The following is a 14,075-nucleotide window of genomic DNA, read 5'->3' as shown; positions in this document are numbered from 1 at the left end:
CAGATTTGTTCCCCCACGCACAAGGAGTGCGATATGCACCGCTATGCTCAGAAACTGCACCACCTGCTCCGGAGTCTGCTGCTTTTGTCCCTGATTACTGCAACGAGCGCCCAGGCGGCGGAAAAGATCGACTTGATCATCGACACCGATCCCGGTGCCGATGACGTGGTCGCCTTGCTGTTCGCGTTGGCGTCGCCGGAAGAATTGAACATTCGTGCGCTGACCACCGTCGCCGGCAACGTGCGTCTGGATAAGACTTCGCGAAACGCACGATTGGCTCGCGAGTGGGCTGGGCGCGAGGAGGTGCCGGTCTATGCGGGCGCACCGAAACCGTTGATGCGCACGCCGATCTATGCCGAGAACATCCATGGCAAGGAAGGCCTGTCGGGCGTCACCGTGCACGAGCCGAAGAAAGGCCTGGCCGAAGGCAATGCGGTCAATTACCTGATCGATACCTTGAAGGCCGCCAAGCCCCACAGCATCACCATAGCCATGCTGGGCCCACAGACTAACCTGGCCCTGGCGCTGATCCAGGAACCTGAAATCGTTCAGGGCATCAAGGAAGTGGTGATCATGGGTGGCGCGCATTTCAACGGCGGCAACATCACCCCGGTGGCCGAGTTCAACCTGTTTGCCGACCCGCAGGCTGCGGAAGTGGTACTCAAAAGCGGCGTGAAGCTGACGTATCTGCCGCTGGACGTGACCCACAAAATCCTCACCAGTGACGCACGCCTGAAGCAGATCGCAGCGATCAACAACAACGCCAGCAAGCTGGTGGGCGACATTCTGAATGAGTACGTCAAAGGCGACATGGAGCACTACGGTATTCCGGGTGGCCCGGTGCATGACGCCACCGTCATCGCCTACCTGCTCAAGCCTGAGTTGTTCACCGGTCGCTCGGTCAACGTGGTAGTGGATAGCCGCGAAGGCCCGACCTTCGGTCAAACCATCGTCGACTGGTATGACGGCCTGAAAGCGCCGAAGAACGCTTTCTGGGTGGAAAACGGCGACGCTCAGGGTTTCTTTGATCTGCTGACCCAGCGTCTGGCTCGCCTGAAGTAAGCCATACACCCGCAGGTGCCAGCCTGCGGGTTTTACGCCCGCTCGTTCTCTGTCAGGCCCATATAGTCGGCGGGGTATTTCTCGAATATCTGCGCGATGAATTTATTGGCAGCTTCGGTTCCCAGTTCCTTGACCAACAGATCGATGCCGATGATTGCGAACTCTTCCGGGCTGCCCGGGCTGTAAGAGCTGTGACCCTGCGGCCACTTTACTGTGATGTTGGCGTCGATGCTTATGGTGGACATGATGGCGCTCGTGAAGTCGGGAAAGTCTGAGTGTCGAGTTAACCATTTTGCGCGGCGTTTGGCACTCCGACTTAGGCATGAGAGGAGGGCTATGCGACACTTGGTCTTTGACGGATTTTCAAGGACCGCGCTGTGCAGATCGATTTGAACACGCCCGACGGCTTGACCCTCGAGGCGGTGCGCCAGTTGCTGGCTTCTGCCAGTGATGACGAACACACGCAACTGCGGGTGACCAAGGCCGGCATTGCCTACATTTCATCGGGTGTTGTGGGCGGCACCGATATCAGCGGGCTACTGTTTCGTCTGGAGACGTGGGCGAAGGGCTCCGGCTATGTAGGATTGGTCGCGGCCAGCGATGAGGTCTGGGTCATGCAGATCTTCAATGCGCTGAAAGAGAACTGGCCGAACCCGCCGTACGATTACATCGACGTCTATTGAGTGCTGTTCATATTCAGTCACGATTGAGTGATAAACGACGGGGCGATGCTCAGGCAAACTCGCCGCTCGTGCGGTTTCAGGGCAGGGTGATGGCACTCACTCTGAAACCAAATGCCGGATTGGCGGTCGCAAGATCTCGGTTTAACTATTGGAAAAAAGGAGGCTTCATGCCTTGGAAGCTCGCGTCATTGGGTACTTTGTTCGCCGTCACTTTGCTGGCTGGTTGCAGCAGCACGTCCTCCGAGTCGGCGGCAGACCCTGTAACGACGACTGACACAGGTCACAGCCGTTGTGAGGCAAAGGCTGCCGAATTCGCCATCGGCAAACCGGCTTCGCCCGCATTGCTGGAGCAGGCGCGTACTCGCGCAGGCGCACAGAACGCACGTTTCCTGTCGCCTAACGATATGGTGACCTTGGAATACCGCTCCGATCGCCTGAACCTGAATACCGATGCCAGCCGGGTGGTCACCCGCGTCAACTGCGGCTGATCGTTACAGGCTTTTGCTTCGCCCATAAAAAACCCCGTCACATGGACGGGGTTTTTTTAGTGCGGCTGAAAATTACTCAGCGCGGACTTGTGCAGCTTGCATACCCTTTTGGCCTTTCTCAGCCACGAAGGAAACGGTCTGGCCTTCTTTCAGGCTTTTGAAACCGTCGCTTTCGATAGCTTTGAAGTGTACGAACAGGTCGTCACCGCCACCTTGAGGAGTGATGAAGCCGAAGCCTTTTTCATCGTTGAACCATTTAACGGTGCCGGTTTGGCGATTAGACATGGTGTATCTCCAAGAAACATATATTTTCAGTAGTGCTGTGCTGCTCAGGCCAACTGGGCACACCGGGGTATCATAGTCGAAATGTTCGCTTTGGGAGCCCCCCGGACGTGCTGTTTGCCCTACAGTCGCGTTCCGTTTGCTGCTTGATGTAGCTGAAAGCCCCGTTTTACAAGGCTTTCAGCCGAAAGTAAAGACGATAAAAAAACCTGTAAAACCTGCATAAATCGTACGAAAAAGCTCAAATGCAGCGCTTTTTATCAGCGATAAGCTGAGTCAAAAGGACTTTTTTGTCACTTTTTCGCTGGTACATCGGCCTTGCATTTGGCGATCTGGCCCAGTGCTTTCTGTTGCAATTCCGGGCTGGCCTTGTTGTCCATCAATGCCTGGATATCTCCAGCCGGATACGATTTGATCGCATCAGCACCGCAAGCGCAGTGAGCCTTCGCTGCGGCAGCACCGATCTGCGGGGTTGCAGCCTGTGTGCATTGAGCCATGTATTTATCGCGCTCGCCCTTGGGCCAATCGGCGTGGGCGGCCAGTGGCAGCAGCAGAACGATGGGGGCGACGACTGCGAACAAACGATTCAGACGCATGCTGGATGCTCCTTGTGGGTCAATGTCTTGTTATCTAGAGGGGTAAAGCAGGGTTCAAGTTCAGCACTCTGGCATAAATTGCATGATTTGCCCCGGCATAAAGCCTCGTTGCATCGACGACCGTTCATCTGTGCTAGCATGCCTCGCTCGGGCGTTTGCAGGCTCCGGATGACCTTCAGTCCCGGTGGCGGCAGATGCGCGAATAACCCTGATTTGAATCCCAGTCACTCTGGTTCGGTTTTCCGGTTGGCCGCAAGGCTCCTGCCGCTGTAAGGCAGGCGTTCGTCATTGAATGGCCTGGATCGGATCTTGTACTGGCTCATCCCAACCCACGTGACCTTTGGTAGGGGTCACCACTAGGAGAGGAGGCGCCATGCCAACTATTACTCTTCCCGACGGCAGTCAACGTTCATTCGATCACCCGGTTTCCGTAGCCGAGGTCGCCGCATCCATTGGTGCTGGCCTGGCCAAAGCCACTGTGGCCGGCAAGGTCAATGGCAAGCTGGTCGACGCCAGCGACATCATCGACAGCGATTCCACGCTGCAAATCATTACGCCAAAGGATGAAGAGGGGCTGGAGATCATTCGCCACTCTTGCGCCCACCTGGTTGGCCACGCGGTCAAGCAGCTGTACCCGACGGCCAAGATGGTCATCGGTCCGGTCATCGACGAAGGCTTCTATTACGACATCGCCTTCGAGCGTCCATTTACTCCGGACGACCTGGCCGCGATCGAACAGCGCATGCAGCAGCTGATCGAAAAAGATTACGACGTAATCAAGAAAGTCACTCCGCGTACCGAAGTGATCGAAGTGTTCAAGGCCCGCGGCGAAGACTACAAGCTGCGCCTGGTCGAGGACATGCCGAACGAGCAGGCCATGGGCCTGTACTATCACGAAGAATACGTCGACATGTGCCGCGGCCCGCACGTGCCGAACACGCGCTTCCTGAAATCTTTCAAGCTGACCAAGCTGTCCGGCGCCTACTGGCGTGGCGATGCCAAGAACGAGCAATTGCAGCGCGTTTACGGCACCGCATGGGCGGACAAGAAGCAGCTGGCGGCTTACATCCAGCGCATCGAAGAAGCTGAAAAGCGCGATCACCGCAAGATCGGCAAGCGCCTGGGCCTGTTCCATACTCAGGAAGAGTCGCCGGGCATGGTGTTCTGGCACCCGAACGGCTGGACTTTGTATCAGGTGCTCGAGCAGTACATGCGCAAGGTTCAGCGCGACAACGGCTATCTGGAGATCAAGACTCCGCAAGTCGTTGACCGCAGTCTGTGGGAGAAATCCGGGCACTGGGCCAACTACGCCGACAACATGTTTACCACGCAGTCGGAAAACCGCGACTACGCAATCAAGCCAATGAACTGCCCTTGCCACGTGCAAGTGTTCAATCAGGGCCTGAAGAGCTACCGCGAGTTGCCGATGCGTCTGGCCGAATTCGGTGCTTGCCACCGGAACGAGCCATCGGGTGCGCTGCACGGCATCATGCGCGTGCGTGCATTCACTCAGGATGACGCCCACATCTTCTGTACTGAAGAACAGATGCAGGCCGAATCCGCCGCTTTCATCAAGCTGACCATGGACGTTTACGCCGACTTCGGCTTTAAAGACGTCGAAATGAAGCTGTCCACTCGTCCGGAAAAACGCGTGGGTTCCGACGAATTGTGGGATCGCGCCGAAGCAGCATTGGCTGCAGCCCTTGATAGCGCTGGCTTGCCGTACGATCTGCAGCCGGGCGAGGGTGCATTCTACGGTCCGAAGATCGAATTCTCGCTGAAAGATTGCCTCGGCCGTGTCTGGCAGTGTGGTACCCTTCAGCTCGATTTTAACCTGCCTGTCCGTCTGGGAGCCGAATACGTCTCCGAAGACAACAGTCGCAAGCACCCGGTTATGTTGCACCGGGCGATCCTCGGATCCTTCGAACGTTTCGTCGGAATCCTGATCGAGCACTACGAGGGTGCATTCCCTGCGTGGCTGGCTCCGACCCAGGCAGTGATCATGAATATCACTGATAAACAGGCCGATTTTGCCGCCGAGGTTGAAAAAACCCTCAATGAAAGCGGATTTCGTGCCAAGTCTGACTTGAGAAATGAAAAGATCGGCTTTAAAATCCGCGAGCATACTTTGCTCAAGGTTCCTTATCTCTTGGTTATCGGAGATCGGGAAGTCGAGATGCAGACTGTCGCTGTGCGTACTCGTGAAGGTGCTGACCTGGGCTCGATGCCCGTCGCCCAGTTCGCTGAGTTTCTCGCGCAAGCGGTTTCCCGGCGTGGTCGCCCAGATTCGGAGTAATTACTATTAAGCGTGAAATGAGACAAGATAAACGAGCTGCACCGAAAGCCCCGATCAACGAGAATATCTCGGCACGCGAGGTTCGGTTAATTGGGGCTGAAGGTGAACAGCTTGGGATTGTGTCAATTGAAGACGCGCTTCTTAAGGCTGAAGAGGCCAAACTGGATTTGGTGGAAATTTCCGCCGATGCAGTACCCCCTGTTTGCAAACTGATGGACTACGGCAAATCGATCTTCGAGAAGAAGAAGCAGATTGCCGCGGCCAAGAAAAACCAGAAGCAGATTCAGGTTAAAGAAATCAAGTTTCGTCCAGGGACGGAGGAAGGGGATTACCAGGTAAAACTGCGCAACCTGGTACGTTTCCTGAGTGATGGGGACAGGGCCAAGGTATCCTTGCGATTCCGCGGCCGTGAGATGGCCCACCAGGAGCTGGGGATGGAACTCCTCAAGCGAGTTGAAGGTGACTTGCTCGAGTACGGTTCGGTCGAACAGCATCCTAAGATGGAAGGACGCCAGCTGATCATGGTCATCGCCCCGAAAAAGAAGAAGTAATCATCAGGGCACGGCAGGCCTTCTGATTATGTTTATCAACTGAATGCGGAGTATCCGAACATGCCAAAAATGAAAACGAAAAGTGGTGCTGCTAAGCGGTTTCTGAAAACTGCTAACGGTATCAAGCACAAGCACGCTTTCAAGAGCCACATCCTGACTAAAATGTCGACCAAGCGTAAGCGTCAACTGCGCGGTAGCAGCTTGCTGCATCCGTCTGACGTGGCAAAAGTCGAGCGCATGCTGCGCCTTCGTTAATTTTAGTCAAGAATAGAGGAAGTAACTCATGGCTCGTGTAAAGCGTGGCGTCATTGCCCGTAAACGTCACAAAAAAATTCTGAAACTTGCTAAAGGCTACTACGGCGCTCGCTCGCGCGTATTCCGTGTTGCCAAGCAAGCGGTAATCAAGGCAGGCCAATACGCCTACCGTGACCGTCGTCAGAAAAAACGTCAGTTCCGCGCTCTGTGGATCGCTCGTATCAACGCTGGTGCACGTATCAACGGTCTGTCCTACAGCCGTTTCATCGCCGGCCTGAAAAAAGCGTCCATCGAGATCGACCGTAAGGTTCTGGCTGATCTGGCAGTGAACGAAAAAGCGGCGTTTGCTGCGATTGTCGAGAAAGCTAAAGCCACCTTGGCTTAAGTACCCCCGACAGTCACCCGGCCTCACCTCTGTGGGGCCAGGTGTTAAACGTCATAAATAGGGGAAGAGCCTTCAAGCTCTTCCCCTATTTTGTATCTGGAGTCTGTACATGGAAAACCTGGATGCGCTCGTCTCTCAAGCACTAGAGGCTGTGCAAAGCGCTGAAGATATCAATGCCCTGGAGCAAATCCGGGTTCACTACCTTGGCAAGAAGGGTGAATTGACTCAGGTGATGAAGACCCTGGGGAATTTGCCGGCAGAAGAGCGTCCGCAAGTCGGCGCCCTGATCAACGTTGCCAAGGAGCGTGTCACAGAGGTTCTCAATGCCCGCAAGGCACTGTTTGAAGAGGCCGACCTGGCCGCCAAACTGTCTGCCGAGTCCATTGACGTGACCCTGCCTGGCCGCGGCCAGACCTCGGGTGGTCTGCATCCGGTTACGCGTACTCTGGAACGTATCGAACAGTTCTTCACCCACATTGGCTACGGCATTGCCGAAGGCCCTGAGGTCGAAGACGATTACCATAACTTCGAAGCGCTCAACATCCCAGGCCATCACCCGGCCCGGTCGATGCATGACACCTTCTATTTCAATGCCAACATGTTGTTGCGCACCCATACCTCGCCGGTACAGGTCCGCACCATGGAATCGAAACAGCCGCCGATCCGCATCGTCTGCCCAGGCCGTGTGTACCGTAGCGACTCCGATATCACCCACTCGCCGATGTTCCACCAGGTCGAAGGCCTGCTGGTCGACCGCGATATCAACTTCGCCGACCTCAAAGGGACCATCGAAGAGTTCCTGCGCGTGTTCTTCGAAAAAGAGTTGGCCGTGCGTTTCCGTCCTTCGTACTTCCCGTTCACCGAGCCGTCCGCTGAAGTCGACATGGAATGCGTGATGTGCAGTGGTAAAGGCTGTCGCGTCTGCAAGCAGACTGGCTGGCTGGAAGTGATGGGCTGCGGCATGGTTCACCCGAACGTGCTGCGCATGTCCGGGATCGACCCGGAAGAGTTTTCGGGCTTTGCCTTCGGCATGGGCGTTGAGCGTCTGGCCATGCTGCGTTACGGCGTAAACGACTTGCGTCTGTTCTTCGACAACGACTTGCGGTTCCTCGCGCAATTTCGCTAGTCGTAACGAATTCTTAGGAGAGCAGGATGAAATTCAGTGAACAATGGCTGCGCGGCTGGGTAAGCCCGCAGGTAAGTCGCGACGAGCTGGTTGCTCGTCTGTCGATGGCCGGTCTTGAGGTCGATAGCGTTACGCTGGCCGCCGGTGAATTCAGTGGCGTGGTCGTGGGCGAGGTGCTGAGCACCGAGCAGCACCCGGACGCCGACAAGTTGCGTGTTTGCCAGGTCAGCAATGGCTCGGAGACCTTTCAGGTTGTGTGCGGTGCACCAAACGTGCGCCCGGGCCTGAAGATCCCGTTCGCCATGATCGGTGCCGAACTGCCGGGCGACTTCAAGATCAAGAAAGCCAAGCTGCGTGGCGTTGAGTCCAACGGCATGCTGTGCTCGCAAGCCGAGCTGCAAGTCGGCGAAGGCAACGACGGCCTGATGGAATTGCCGGCGGATGCGCCGGTCGGTCTGGACATTCGTGAGTACCTGAGCCTGGACGACGCCAGCATCGAGGTCGACCTGACCCCGAACCGCGGCGACTGCCTGTCCCTGGCCGGTCTGGCCCGTGAAGTCGGTGCGCTGTATGCCGCTGAAGTCACCCGTCCGGTGGTGCCTGCCGTGCCAGCCGTGCACGACGAAGTGCGCTCGATCGAAGTGCTGGCGCCTGCCGCTTGCCCGCGTTACCTGGGTCGTGTGATCCGTAACGTCGACTTGTCCAAGCCTACGCCGCTGTGGATGGTCGAGCGTTTGCGTCGTGGCGACGTGCGCAGCATCGATGCTGCCGTCGACATCACCAACTACGTGATGCTGGAACTGGGTCAGCCGCTGCACGCCTTCGATCTCGCCGAAATCAATGGCGGCATCCGTGTGCGCATGGCCGAAGAAGGCGAGAAGCTGGTGCTGCTCGATGGTCAGGAAGTCAGCCTGCGTAGCGATACGCTGGTGATTGCCGACCACACCCGCGCGTTGGCAATTGCCGGCGTCATGGGTGGCGAGCACAGCGGCGTCAACACCGCGACCACGCGCGACGTATTCCTGGAAAGCGCGTTCTTCGATCAAATCGCCGTCGCTGGCAAGGCCCGTTCCTACGGCCTGCATACCGATGCCTCGCACCGCTACGAGCGTGGCGTCGATTGGCAGCTGGCCCGTGAAGCCATGGAGCGCGCCACTGGCCTGCTGCTGGAAATCACTGGCGGCGAAGCTGGCCCGATCATCGAAACCGTCAGCGAACAGCACCTGCCGAAGATTGCTCCGGTCACCCTGCGTGCACAGCGCATCACTCAGATGCTGGGCATGGAGATGGAGTCGGCCGAAGTCGAGCGTCTGCTCAGCGGCCTGGGCCTGACGATTTCTGCCGATGGGGCAGGGCAGTGGCGCGTTGAAGTGCCAAGCCACCGTTTCGACATCAGCCTGGAAGTCGACCTGATCGAAGAACTGGCCCGTCTGTACGGCTACAACCGTCTGCCGGTTCGTTACCCGCAAGCTCGCCTTGCACCACAAGCCAAGGCCGAAGCGCGTAGCGATCTGCCTGAACTGCGTCGCCTGCTGGTGGCGCGTGGTTATCAGGAAGCGATCACCTACAGCTTCATCGATCCGAAACAATTCGAGTTGTTTAATCCGGGTGTCGAGCCGCTGCTTCTGGCCAACCCGATTTCGAACGACATGGCGGCCATGCGCTCGTCTCTGTGGCCCGGTCTGGTCAAGGCGCTTCAGCACAACCTGAACCGTCAGCAGGATCGCGTCCGTCTGTTCGAAAGCGGCCTGCGTTTCGTGGGGCAGCTGGATGGTCTGAAGCAAGAGCCGATGATTGCGGGTGTTGTTTGCGGTAGCCGTCTGCCGGAAGGCTGGGCGCAGGGCCGCGATGTCGTGGATTTCTTCGACGTCAAAGCCGACGTGGAAGCGGTGCTGGGCTTTGCCGGTGCACTGGATTCGTTCACGTTCGCGCCGGGCAAACACCCTGCGTTGCACCCGGGTCAAACCGCGCGCATCGAACGTGAAGGTCGTTTGGTAGGCTTCGTCGGCGCTATCCACCCTGAATTGTCGAAAACCCTCGGTCTAGATCGCCCGGTTTTCGTCTTCGAGCTGGTTCTGGCCGAAGTGGCATTGGGAAAAATGCCTAAATTCCAGGAGTTATCGCGCTTTCCTGAAGTGCGTCGTGACCTGGCGCTGATTGCGGCCACGGACGTTGCGGCCAGTGCCGTACTGGACGTAATCCGTGAAAATGCAGGCGAATGGCTCACAGACCTCAGGCTATTTGACGTGTATCAGGGTAAAGGCATTGATCCTGATAGAAAAAGCCTTGCAGTCGGCTTGACCTGGCAGCATCCATCGCGCACTCTTAATGACGATGAGGTGAATACCACGACGCAAAACATCCTCACCTCGCTCGAACAAAGGTTGAACGCCACGTTAAGGAAGTGACGTATGGGGGCTCTGACGAAAGCTGAGATGGCGGAACGTCTGTATGAAGAGCTGGGCCTGAATAAACGGGAGGCCAAGGAATTGGTCGAACTGTTTTTTGAAGAAATCAGGCACGCTCTTGAAGACAACGAACAAGTCAAATTGTCCGGTTTCGGCAATTTCGACCTTCGGGACAAACGCCAGCGGCCTGGCCGCAATCCGAAAACGGGTGAAGAAATCCCGATCACGGCTCGCCGTGTGGTCACCTTTCGTCCAGGGCAGAAGTTGAAGGCCCGAGTTGAGGCTTATGCTGGAACCAAGTCATAACGACGAGCTACCCGTCATCCCAGGCAAACGCTACTTCACCATTGGTGAAGTCAGCGAGCTGTGTGCCGTAAAACCGCACGTACTGCGCTATTGGGAGCAGGAGTTTCCTCAACTCAACCCCGTCAAACGCCGCGGGAACCGCCGGTATTATCAGCGACAAGACGTGCTGATGATCCGGCAGATCCGCGCGCTTCTTTACGATCAAGGGTTCACTATCGGCGGCGCGCGTCTGCGTTTGTCCGGTGACGAAGCCAAAGACGACACCACCCAATACAAACAGATGATTCGGCAGATGATTGCCGAGTTGGAAGATGTGCTGGTTGTCCTCAAGAAATAATTTCCTGCGTTTGAATACTTCCAGTTTTCAAAAGCTTGCGATATATTCTTGAGCGTTCTTCGAGATGAAGGATGAGTTTCACGCCTAGTCGGGGCGTAGCGCAGTCCGGTAGCGCACTAGCATGGGGTGCTAGGGGTCGAGTGTTCGAATCACTCCGTCCCGACCATATAATTCAAAGGGTTGCGAGATTTTATCTCGCGACCCTTTTTTATTTTTGGTCGTTTTTACCCCTACAAAACGACTGGCTCTGGGTGGAATCTTCGGCTGTGATTCCAAGGTCGGAAATTGTCCCGTGGGCTTTAGCCGCCGCTTGATAAGTGAGTTGACGACGGTTTTTAGGTTCATCCCTGTCGCACGTTACCGGCACAATTGGCCGATAGCTGCCGGTCACGACAGGCTGCTAAAGACCCACGTCTTTTCCTGCTTTGGCAAGAAAAAAACCCTTAGATTTCAATGGGTCGGACGCTAGATACGAGTCTCGTTTCCGGCTCCAGCTCCATGGGGTTCTGCTGAATTCCATAGAGAAAGAAAAAAGGACCTTCGGGTCCTTTTTTCATTTGTGCGGTATCCCGCTGAAATCCGCTGCGTTCCAGCAGCATCCGGTGGTTTTAAGTCCATTTTTTTGCCTCTTCTTCGACGCCCCATCTGCCAAGACTTTTTTGGATGTCGCTGCCTTGATGCGAGCATTTCACTCGCGCGCAATGGTAGGACCAGACGAACAGTTTGCGTTGGCCGGTTTTGTCCGAAGGCCCAGGACACCGCCAGCATCGTCACTACCGCTGCCACATAGGGCACGGAACTCAACCAGCCGGTGGTGACGATATCAGACGCTGAGGCTGGTTTGATGATCGACGGTAACCACATGATGAAGCCGTACACGCCGATGCTCCATAGAGCATGCGCCACAGCTTGATCACCAGTGGGGAGGTGAACGCCTGGCGGTAAGTGCGCGCCACTTTCATGCCTTTTTGTTTGTCGACCAGAATGGCGGCAAGTTGGTCCTTAGTCTCGAACACCCCCATCACAAACAAAATCAATAAACGCTCGCAACTTCGGCGTCAGGTAGCGGCTCGACGGCCATACCACCTGAATGTTCAGCGTGCGCAACACTTTGTCAGGCAGTATCGACACCAGCTCTCCGGCCGCCAGTGCCTCGCGCACCGCAAACTCGGGAACGCAGGCGATGCCCAGTCCTTGTCGGGCCATGTGGATCAGCATATCAAGGTTATTGCAGACCATCGTGGCCGGTACTTTCAACTCGGTGCCTTCGGCAAGCCCCGACAGTGGCCATTTTTCCAGTTTGCCCGTGGAGGGCAGTTTGTAATGCAGGCAGTGGTGTTCCTGCAGTTGCTCGACATTCTGCGGGTAGTCGTGGCTCGCAAAGTAACTGGGGGCGCCGACGAGGTAGAAGCCGAAGCTGTCGAGTTTCCTGGCCATTAACCGAGAGTCGTGCAACTGGCCGGTGCGCAGCACGGCGTCGAAACCTTCCTCGACCACGTCCACCAGCCGATCGGTGAAGTCCAGTTCCAGCTGGATTTCTGGATAGTGCTGCATGAATCGTGAGAGCTGCATGAACAGGACATTGCCCAGCAGCGGCAGGCTGATGCGCAGTTTACCTCGTGGTGTCTCGCTGGAGCTGGAGAGTTCCTGCTCGGCGGCTTCCAGTTCGTTGAGCACCCGGCGGCATCGCTCCAGAAACAACGAACCTTCGCTGGTCAGGTTGATGCTGCGGGTATTGCGATGGAACAGGCGTGCGCCGAGTTTCTCTTCCATGCGCGCGATGCTCTTACCCACCGCCGAGGCGGAGATCCCCAACAAACGGCCGGCCCCAACAAAACTGCGGCTTTCGGCAACCTGCACAAACACCGTGATGCCATTGAGCTTATCCAACACTCACTCCTTTGATTGCGGACAAAAAGGTCCGTGGACCTCGGAATAGTAACCTCTGTTTCCCGACAACGGCCCCCTCTACCATCGAGACATCGACTTATTCATCCAACTATTCAGGTCTGCCAATGTCAGTCAACGAACCGCTTCGCTCATTACAGTCTCTACGCTCGTTTGAACTCGTCGAGCTGGCTTCGCGCATCGACGCGGTGCTGGAGCAGACCTTGCACGATCAGCGCCTGGTAGGCGCAGTGGTGCTGGTGGCTCACCGCGGCAAGCTCATTTACCAGCGCGCGGCCGGATTGGCCGACCGTGAGGCGCAGTTGCCGATGCGCGAGGATGCCTTGTTTCGGCTGTCTTCGGTATCCAAGCCGATTGTTTCGGTGGCCGCACTGGCGCTGATCGGTCAGGGCAAACTCAACCTGGATGACGACATCACCCGCTGGCTGCCTTACTTCAAGCCGACCCTGAGTGACGGCCAGCCAGCGACGATCACGGTGCGTCAGTTGCTGAGCCATACCGCCGGCCTCACTTATGGTTTTCTGGAAAGCGATCAGGGTGGTCCTTATCGTGATGCCGGTGTGTCCGATGGCATGGAGCGCAGCAACGTGACGCTGGAAGAAAACCTGCGCAGCCTCAGTCACGCGCCCTTGCTGTACAAACCTGGCAGTTCGTGGGGCTATTCAATTGCGACCGATGTCCTGGGCGGCGTGATTGCTGCAGTCACCGGCACCTCGCTGGCCGCTGCAATCGAGGCATTGATCGCCAAGCCACTGGGCTTGCGCGATGTCGGTTTCGGTGTGTCCGACGCCAGCCGCCTGACCCCGGCGTACCTGAACGATCAACCACAGCCGCGGCGCATGAAAGAGCTGGAAGTGGTGCCGGTTTTCGAAGGCACCGCCGGCATCAAGCTGGAGCCGAGCCGGGCCCTGGACCCACAGGCTTTCAACTCCGGTGGTTCGGGCTTGATCGGCAGCGCTGGTGAGTTCCTCCATCTGCTCGAAACCCTGCGCAAAGGCGGCGCGCCGTTGTTACCTAAAGCGCTGGTCGATGAGATGACCACCAACCAGACCGGCGAGCTCGAACTGGAAAACTGGCCCGGTCGCGGCTTCGGCCTGGGCTTTACCGTGCTCAAGGACCCGGCCGCCGCCCAGACGGTCGAGTCGGTCGGTAGTTGGCGATTGGGTGGTGCCTATGGACACTCCTGGTTCGTCGACCCGGCCGAGCAATTGACGGTCGTCGCCTTCACCAATACAGCCTTCGAAGGCATGTTCGGGCAATTTACCGTCGACCTGTGCAACGCCGTTTACGGGGAATGACCTTCGCGCCGGTCCCAGCCCGGGGACCGGCCGCAAGCACAAAAAAAGCAGCGTTCCGCCGCTAAAAATGTCTGCATCTAGCCGTACCCCTGGG

16 protein-coding genes, 1 tRNA gene and 1 pseudogene are annotated in these 14,075 nt (G+C 56.9%); 13 read left to right on the top strand and 5 right to left on the bottom strand.

Annotation, left to right across the window (positions count from 1 at the left end; translation table 11 throughout):
- Positions 1-33: 33 nt before the first annotated feature.
- Complete coding sequence (locus ACA053_RS18720) at positions 34-1,062, top strand: nucleoside hydrolase (RefSeq protein ID WP_403106819.1); 1,029 nt, start codon at positions 34-36, stop codon at positions 1,060-1,062.
- Positions 1,063-1,094: 32 nt separating this feature from the next.
- On the opposite strand, the gene ACA053_RS18715 is transcribed toward ACA053_RS18720, so the two are convergent.
- Complete coding sequence (locus tag ACA053_RS18715) at positions 1,095-1,307, bottom strand: hypothetical protein (RefSeq protein ID WP_109633139.1); 213 nt, start codon at positions 1,305-1,307, stop codon at positions 1,095-1,097.
- A gap of 132 nt (positions 1,308-1,439) precedes the next feature.
- On the opposite strand from ACA053_RS18715, the gene ACA053_RS18710 reads away from it, so the two are divergent.
- Positions 1,440-1,745, top strand: coding sequence for a hypothetical protein (locus tag ACA053_RS18710; RefSeq protein WP_497329301.1), 306 nt, complete (start codon positions 1,440-1,442; stop codon positions 1,743-1,745).
- A gap of 167 nt (positions 1,746-1,912) precedes the next feature.
- Entirely contained in the window at positions 1,913-2,233 is a 321-nt protein-coding gene (locus tag ACA053_RS18705) for an I78 family peptidase inhibitor (RefSeq protein WP_497393370.1), read from the top strand.
- Positions 2,234-2,305: 72 nt separating this feature from the next.
- On the opposite strand, the gene ACA053_RS18700 is transcribed toward ACA053_RS18705, so the two are convergent.
- Complete coding sequence (locus tag ACA053_RS18700) at positions 2,306-2,518, bottom strand: cold-shock protein (RefSeq protein ID WP_007905882.1); 213 nt, start codon at positions 2,516-2,518, stop codon at positions 2,306-2,308.
- A 290-nt stretch (positions 2,519-2,808) separates the two neighbouring features.
- Positions 2,809-3,111, bottom strand: coding sequence for a hypothetical protein (locus ACA053_RS18695; RefSeq protein ID WP_497312434.1), 303 nt, complete (start codon positions 3,109-3,111; stop codon positions 2,809-2,811).
- 373 nt (positions 3,112-3,484) lie between these two features.
- Between ACA053_RS18695 and thrS the strand changes: the two genes are divergently transcribed.
- The 9 genes from thrS (at position 3,485) to ACA053_RS18650 (ending at position 10,941) form a co-directional block, all read left to right on the top strand.
- Positions 3,485-5,407: a threonine--tRNA ligase gene (gene thrS / locus ACA053_RS18690; protein WP_194939758.1), complete on the top strand. Its 1,923-nt coding sequence runs from the start codon at positions 3,485-3,487 to the stop codon at positions 5,405-5,407.
- Positions 5,407-5,958, top strand: a complete 552-nt coding sequence (infC, locus tag ACA053_RS18685) for a translation initiation factor IF-3 (protein ID WP_169857083.1) — start codon at positions 5,407-5,409, stop codon at positions 5,956-5,958. The genes thrS and infC overlap by 1 nt, the downstream gene beginning before the upstream one ends.
- A 60-nt stretch (positions 5,959-6,018) precedes the next feature.
- A complete protein-coding gene (rpmI, locus tag ACA053_RS18680; RefSeq protein ID WP_002553160.1) occupies positions 6,019-6,213 on the top strand; it encodes a 50S ribosomal protein L35 in 195 nt (64 codons plus the stop codon).
- A 28-nt stretch (positions 6,214-6,241) separates the two neighbouring features.
- Positions 6,242-6,598 (top strand): 50S ribosomal protein L20, encoded by a 357-nt coding sequence (rplT, locus tag ACA053_RS18675; RefSeq protein ID WP_007905879.1) that lies wholly within the window; start codon positions 6,242-6,244, stop codon positions 6,596-6,598.
- Between the two features lie 109 nt (positions 6,599-6,707).
- Positions 6,708-7,724 (top strand): phenylalanine--tRNA ligase subunit alpha, encoded by a 1,017-nt coding sequence (gene pheS, locus ACA053_RS18670; RefSeq protein WP_007905876.1) that lies wholly within the window; start codon positions 6,708-6,710, stop codon positions 7,722-7,724.
- 26 nt (positions 7,725-7,750) lie between these two features.
- Positions 7,751-10,132 (top strand): phenylalanine--tRNA ligase subunit beta, encoded by a 2,382-nt coding sequence (gene pheT, locus ACA053_RS18665; protein WP_497393368.1) that lies wholly within the window; start codon positions 7,751-7,753, stop codon positions 10,130-10,132.
- 3 nt (positions 10,133-10,135) lie between these two features.
- On the top strand, positions 10,136-10,438 hold the full coding sequence (gene ihfA / locus ACA053_RS18660) for an integration host factor subunit alpha (protein ID WP_002553164.1): 303 nt from the start codon (positions 10,136-10,138) through the stop codon (positions 10,436-10,438).
- Positions 10,419-10,775: a MerR family transcriptional regulator gene (locus ACA053_RS18655; protein WP_003179985.1), complete on the top strand. Its 357-nt coding sequence runs from the start codon at positions 10,419-10,421 to the stop codon at positions 10,773-10,775. The genes ihfA and ACA053_RS18655 overlap by 20 nt, the downstream gene beginning before the upstream one ends.
- 89 nt (positions 10,776-10,864) lie before the next feature.
- Positions 10,865-10,941 (top strand) — tRNA-Pro (locus tag ACA053_RS18650).
- A gap of 544 nt (positions 10,942-11,485) precedes the next feature.
- On the opposite strand, the pseudogene ACA053_RS18645 reads toward ACA053_RS18650, so the two are convergent.
- Positions 11,486-11,785: pseudogene (locus ACA053_RS18645) on the bottom strand (MFS transporter); the annotation flags it as partial.
- A complete protein-coding gene (locus ACA053_RS18640) occupies positions 11,778-12,665 on the bottom strand; it encodes a LysR family transcriptional regulator (protein WP_497312294.1) in 888 nt (295 codons plus the stop codon). The pseudogene ACA053_RS18645 and the gene ACA053_RS18640, both read right to left, overlap by 8 nt.
- Before the next feature lie 125 nt (positions 12,666-12,790).
- Between ACA053_RS18640 and ACA053_RS18635 the strand changes: the two genes are divergently transcribed.
- The gene (locus tag ACA053_RS18635; protein WP_109633058.1) at positions 12,791-13,981 is read left to right on the top strand and encodes a serine hydrolase domain-containing protein; all 1,191 of its coding nucleotides are present in this window, start codon (positions 12,791-12,793) and stop codon (positions 13,979-13,981) included.
- Positions 13,982-14,075: the final 94 nt, after the last annotated feature.

Source organism: Pseudomonas sp. LBUM1672 (assembly GCF_059695655.1).
Note: the sequence above shows the minus strand (reverse complement) of the source record. Positions and strands in the feature narration are given on the sequence as shown.

Coding starts and splice junctions, on each gene's coding strand:
- ACA053_RS18720 (WP_403106819.1), top strand. CDS start 34: ATGCACCGCTATGCTCAGAAACTGCACCACCTGCTCCGGAGTCTGCTG.
- ACA053_RS18715 (WP_109633139.1), bottom strand. CDS start 1,307: ATGTCCACCATAAGCATCGACGCCAACATCACAGTAAAGTGGCCGCAG.
- ACA053_RS18705 (WP_497393370.1), top strand. CDS start 1,913: ATGCCTTGGAAGCTCGCGTCATTGGGTACTTTGTTCGCCGTCACTTTG.
- ACA053_RS18700 (WP_007905882.1), bottom strand. CDS start 2,518: ATGTCTAATCGCCAAACCGGCACCGTTAAATGGTTCAACGATGAAAAA.
- ACA053_RS18695 (WP_497312434.1), bottom strand. CDS start 3,111: ATGCGTCTGAATCGTTTGTTCGCAGTCGTCGCCCCCATCGTTCTGCTG.
- thrS (WP_194939758.1), top strand. CDS start 3,485: ATGCCAACTATTACTCTTCCCGACGGCAGTCAACGTTCATTCGATCAC.
- rpmI (WP_002553160.1), top strand. CDS start 6,019: ATGCCAAAAATGAAAACGAAAAGTGGTGCTGCTAAGCGGTTTCTGAAA.
- rplT (WP_007905879.1), top strand. CDS start 6,242: ATGGCTCGTGTAAAGCGTGGCGTCATTGCCCGTAAACGTCACAAAAAA.
- pheS (WP_007905876.1), top strand. CDS start 6,708: ATGGAAAACCTGGATGCGCTCGTCTCTCAAGCACTAGAGGCTGTGCAA.
- pheT (WP_497393368.1), top strand. CDS start 7,751: ATGAAATTCAGTGAACAATGGCTGCGCGGCTGGGTAAGCCCGCAGGTA.
- ihfA (WP_002553164.1), top strand. CDS start 10,136: ATGGGGGCTCTGACGAAAGCTGAGATGGCGGAACGTCTGTATGAAGAG.
- ACA053_RS18655 (WP_003179985.1), top strand. CDS start 10,419: ATGCTGGAACCAAGTCATAACGACGAGCTACCCGTCATCCCAGGCAAA.
- ACA053_RS18635 (WP_109633058.1), top strand. CDS start 12,791: ATGTCAGTCAACGAACCGCTTCGCTCATTACAGTCTCTACGCTCGTTT.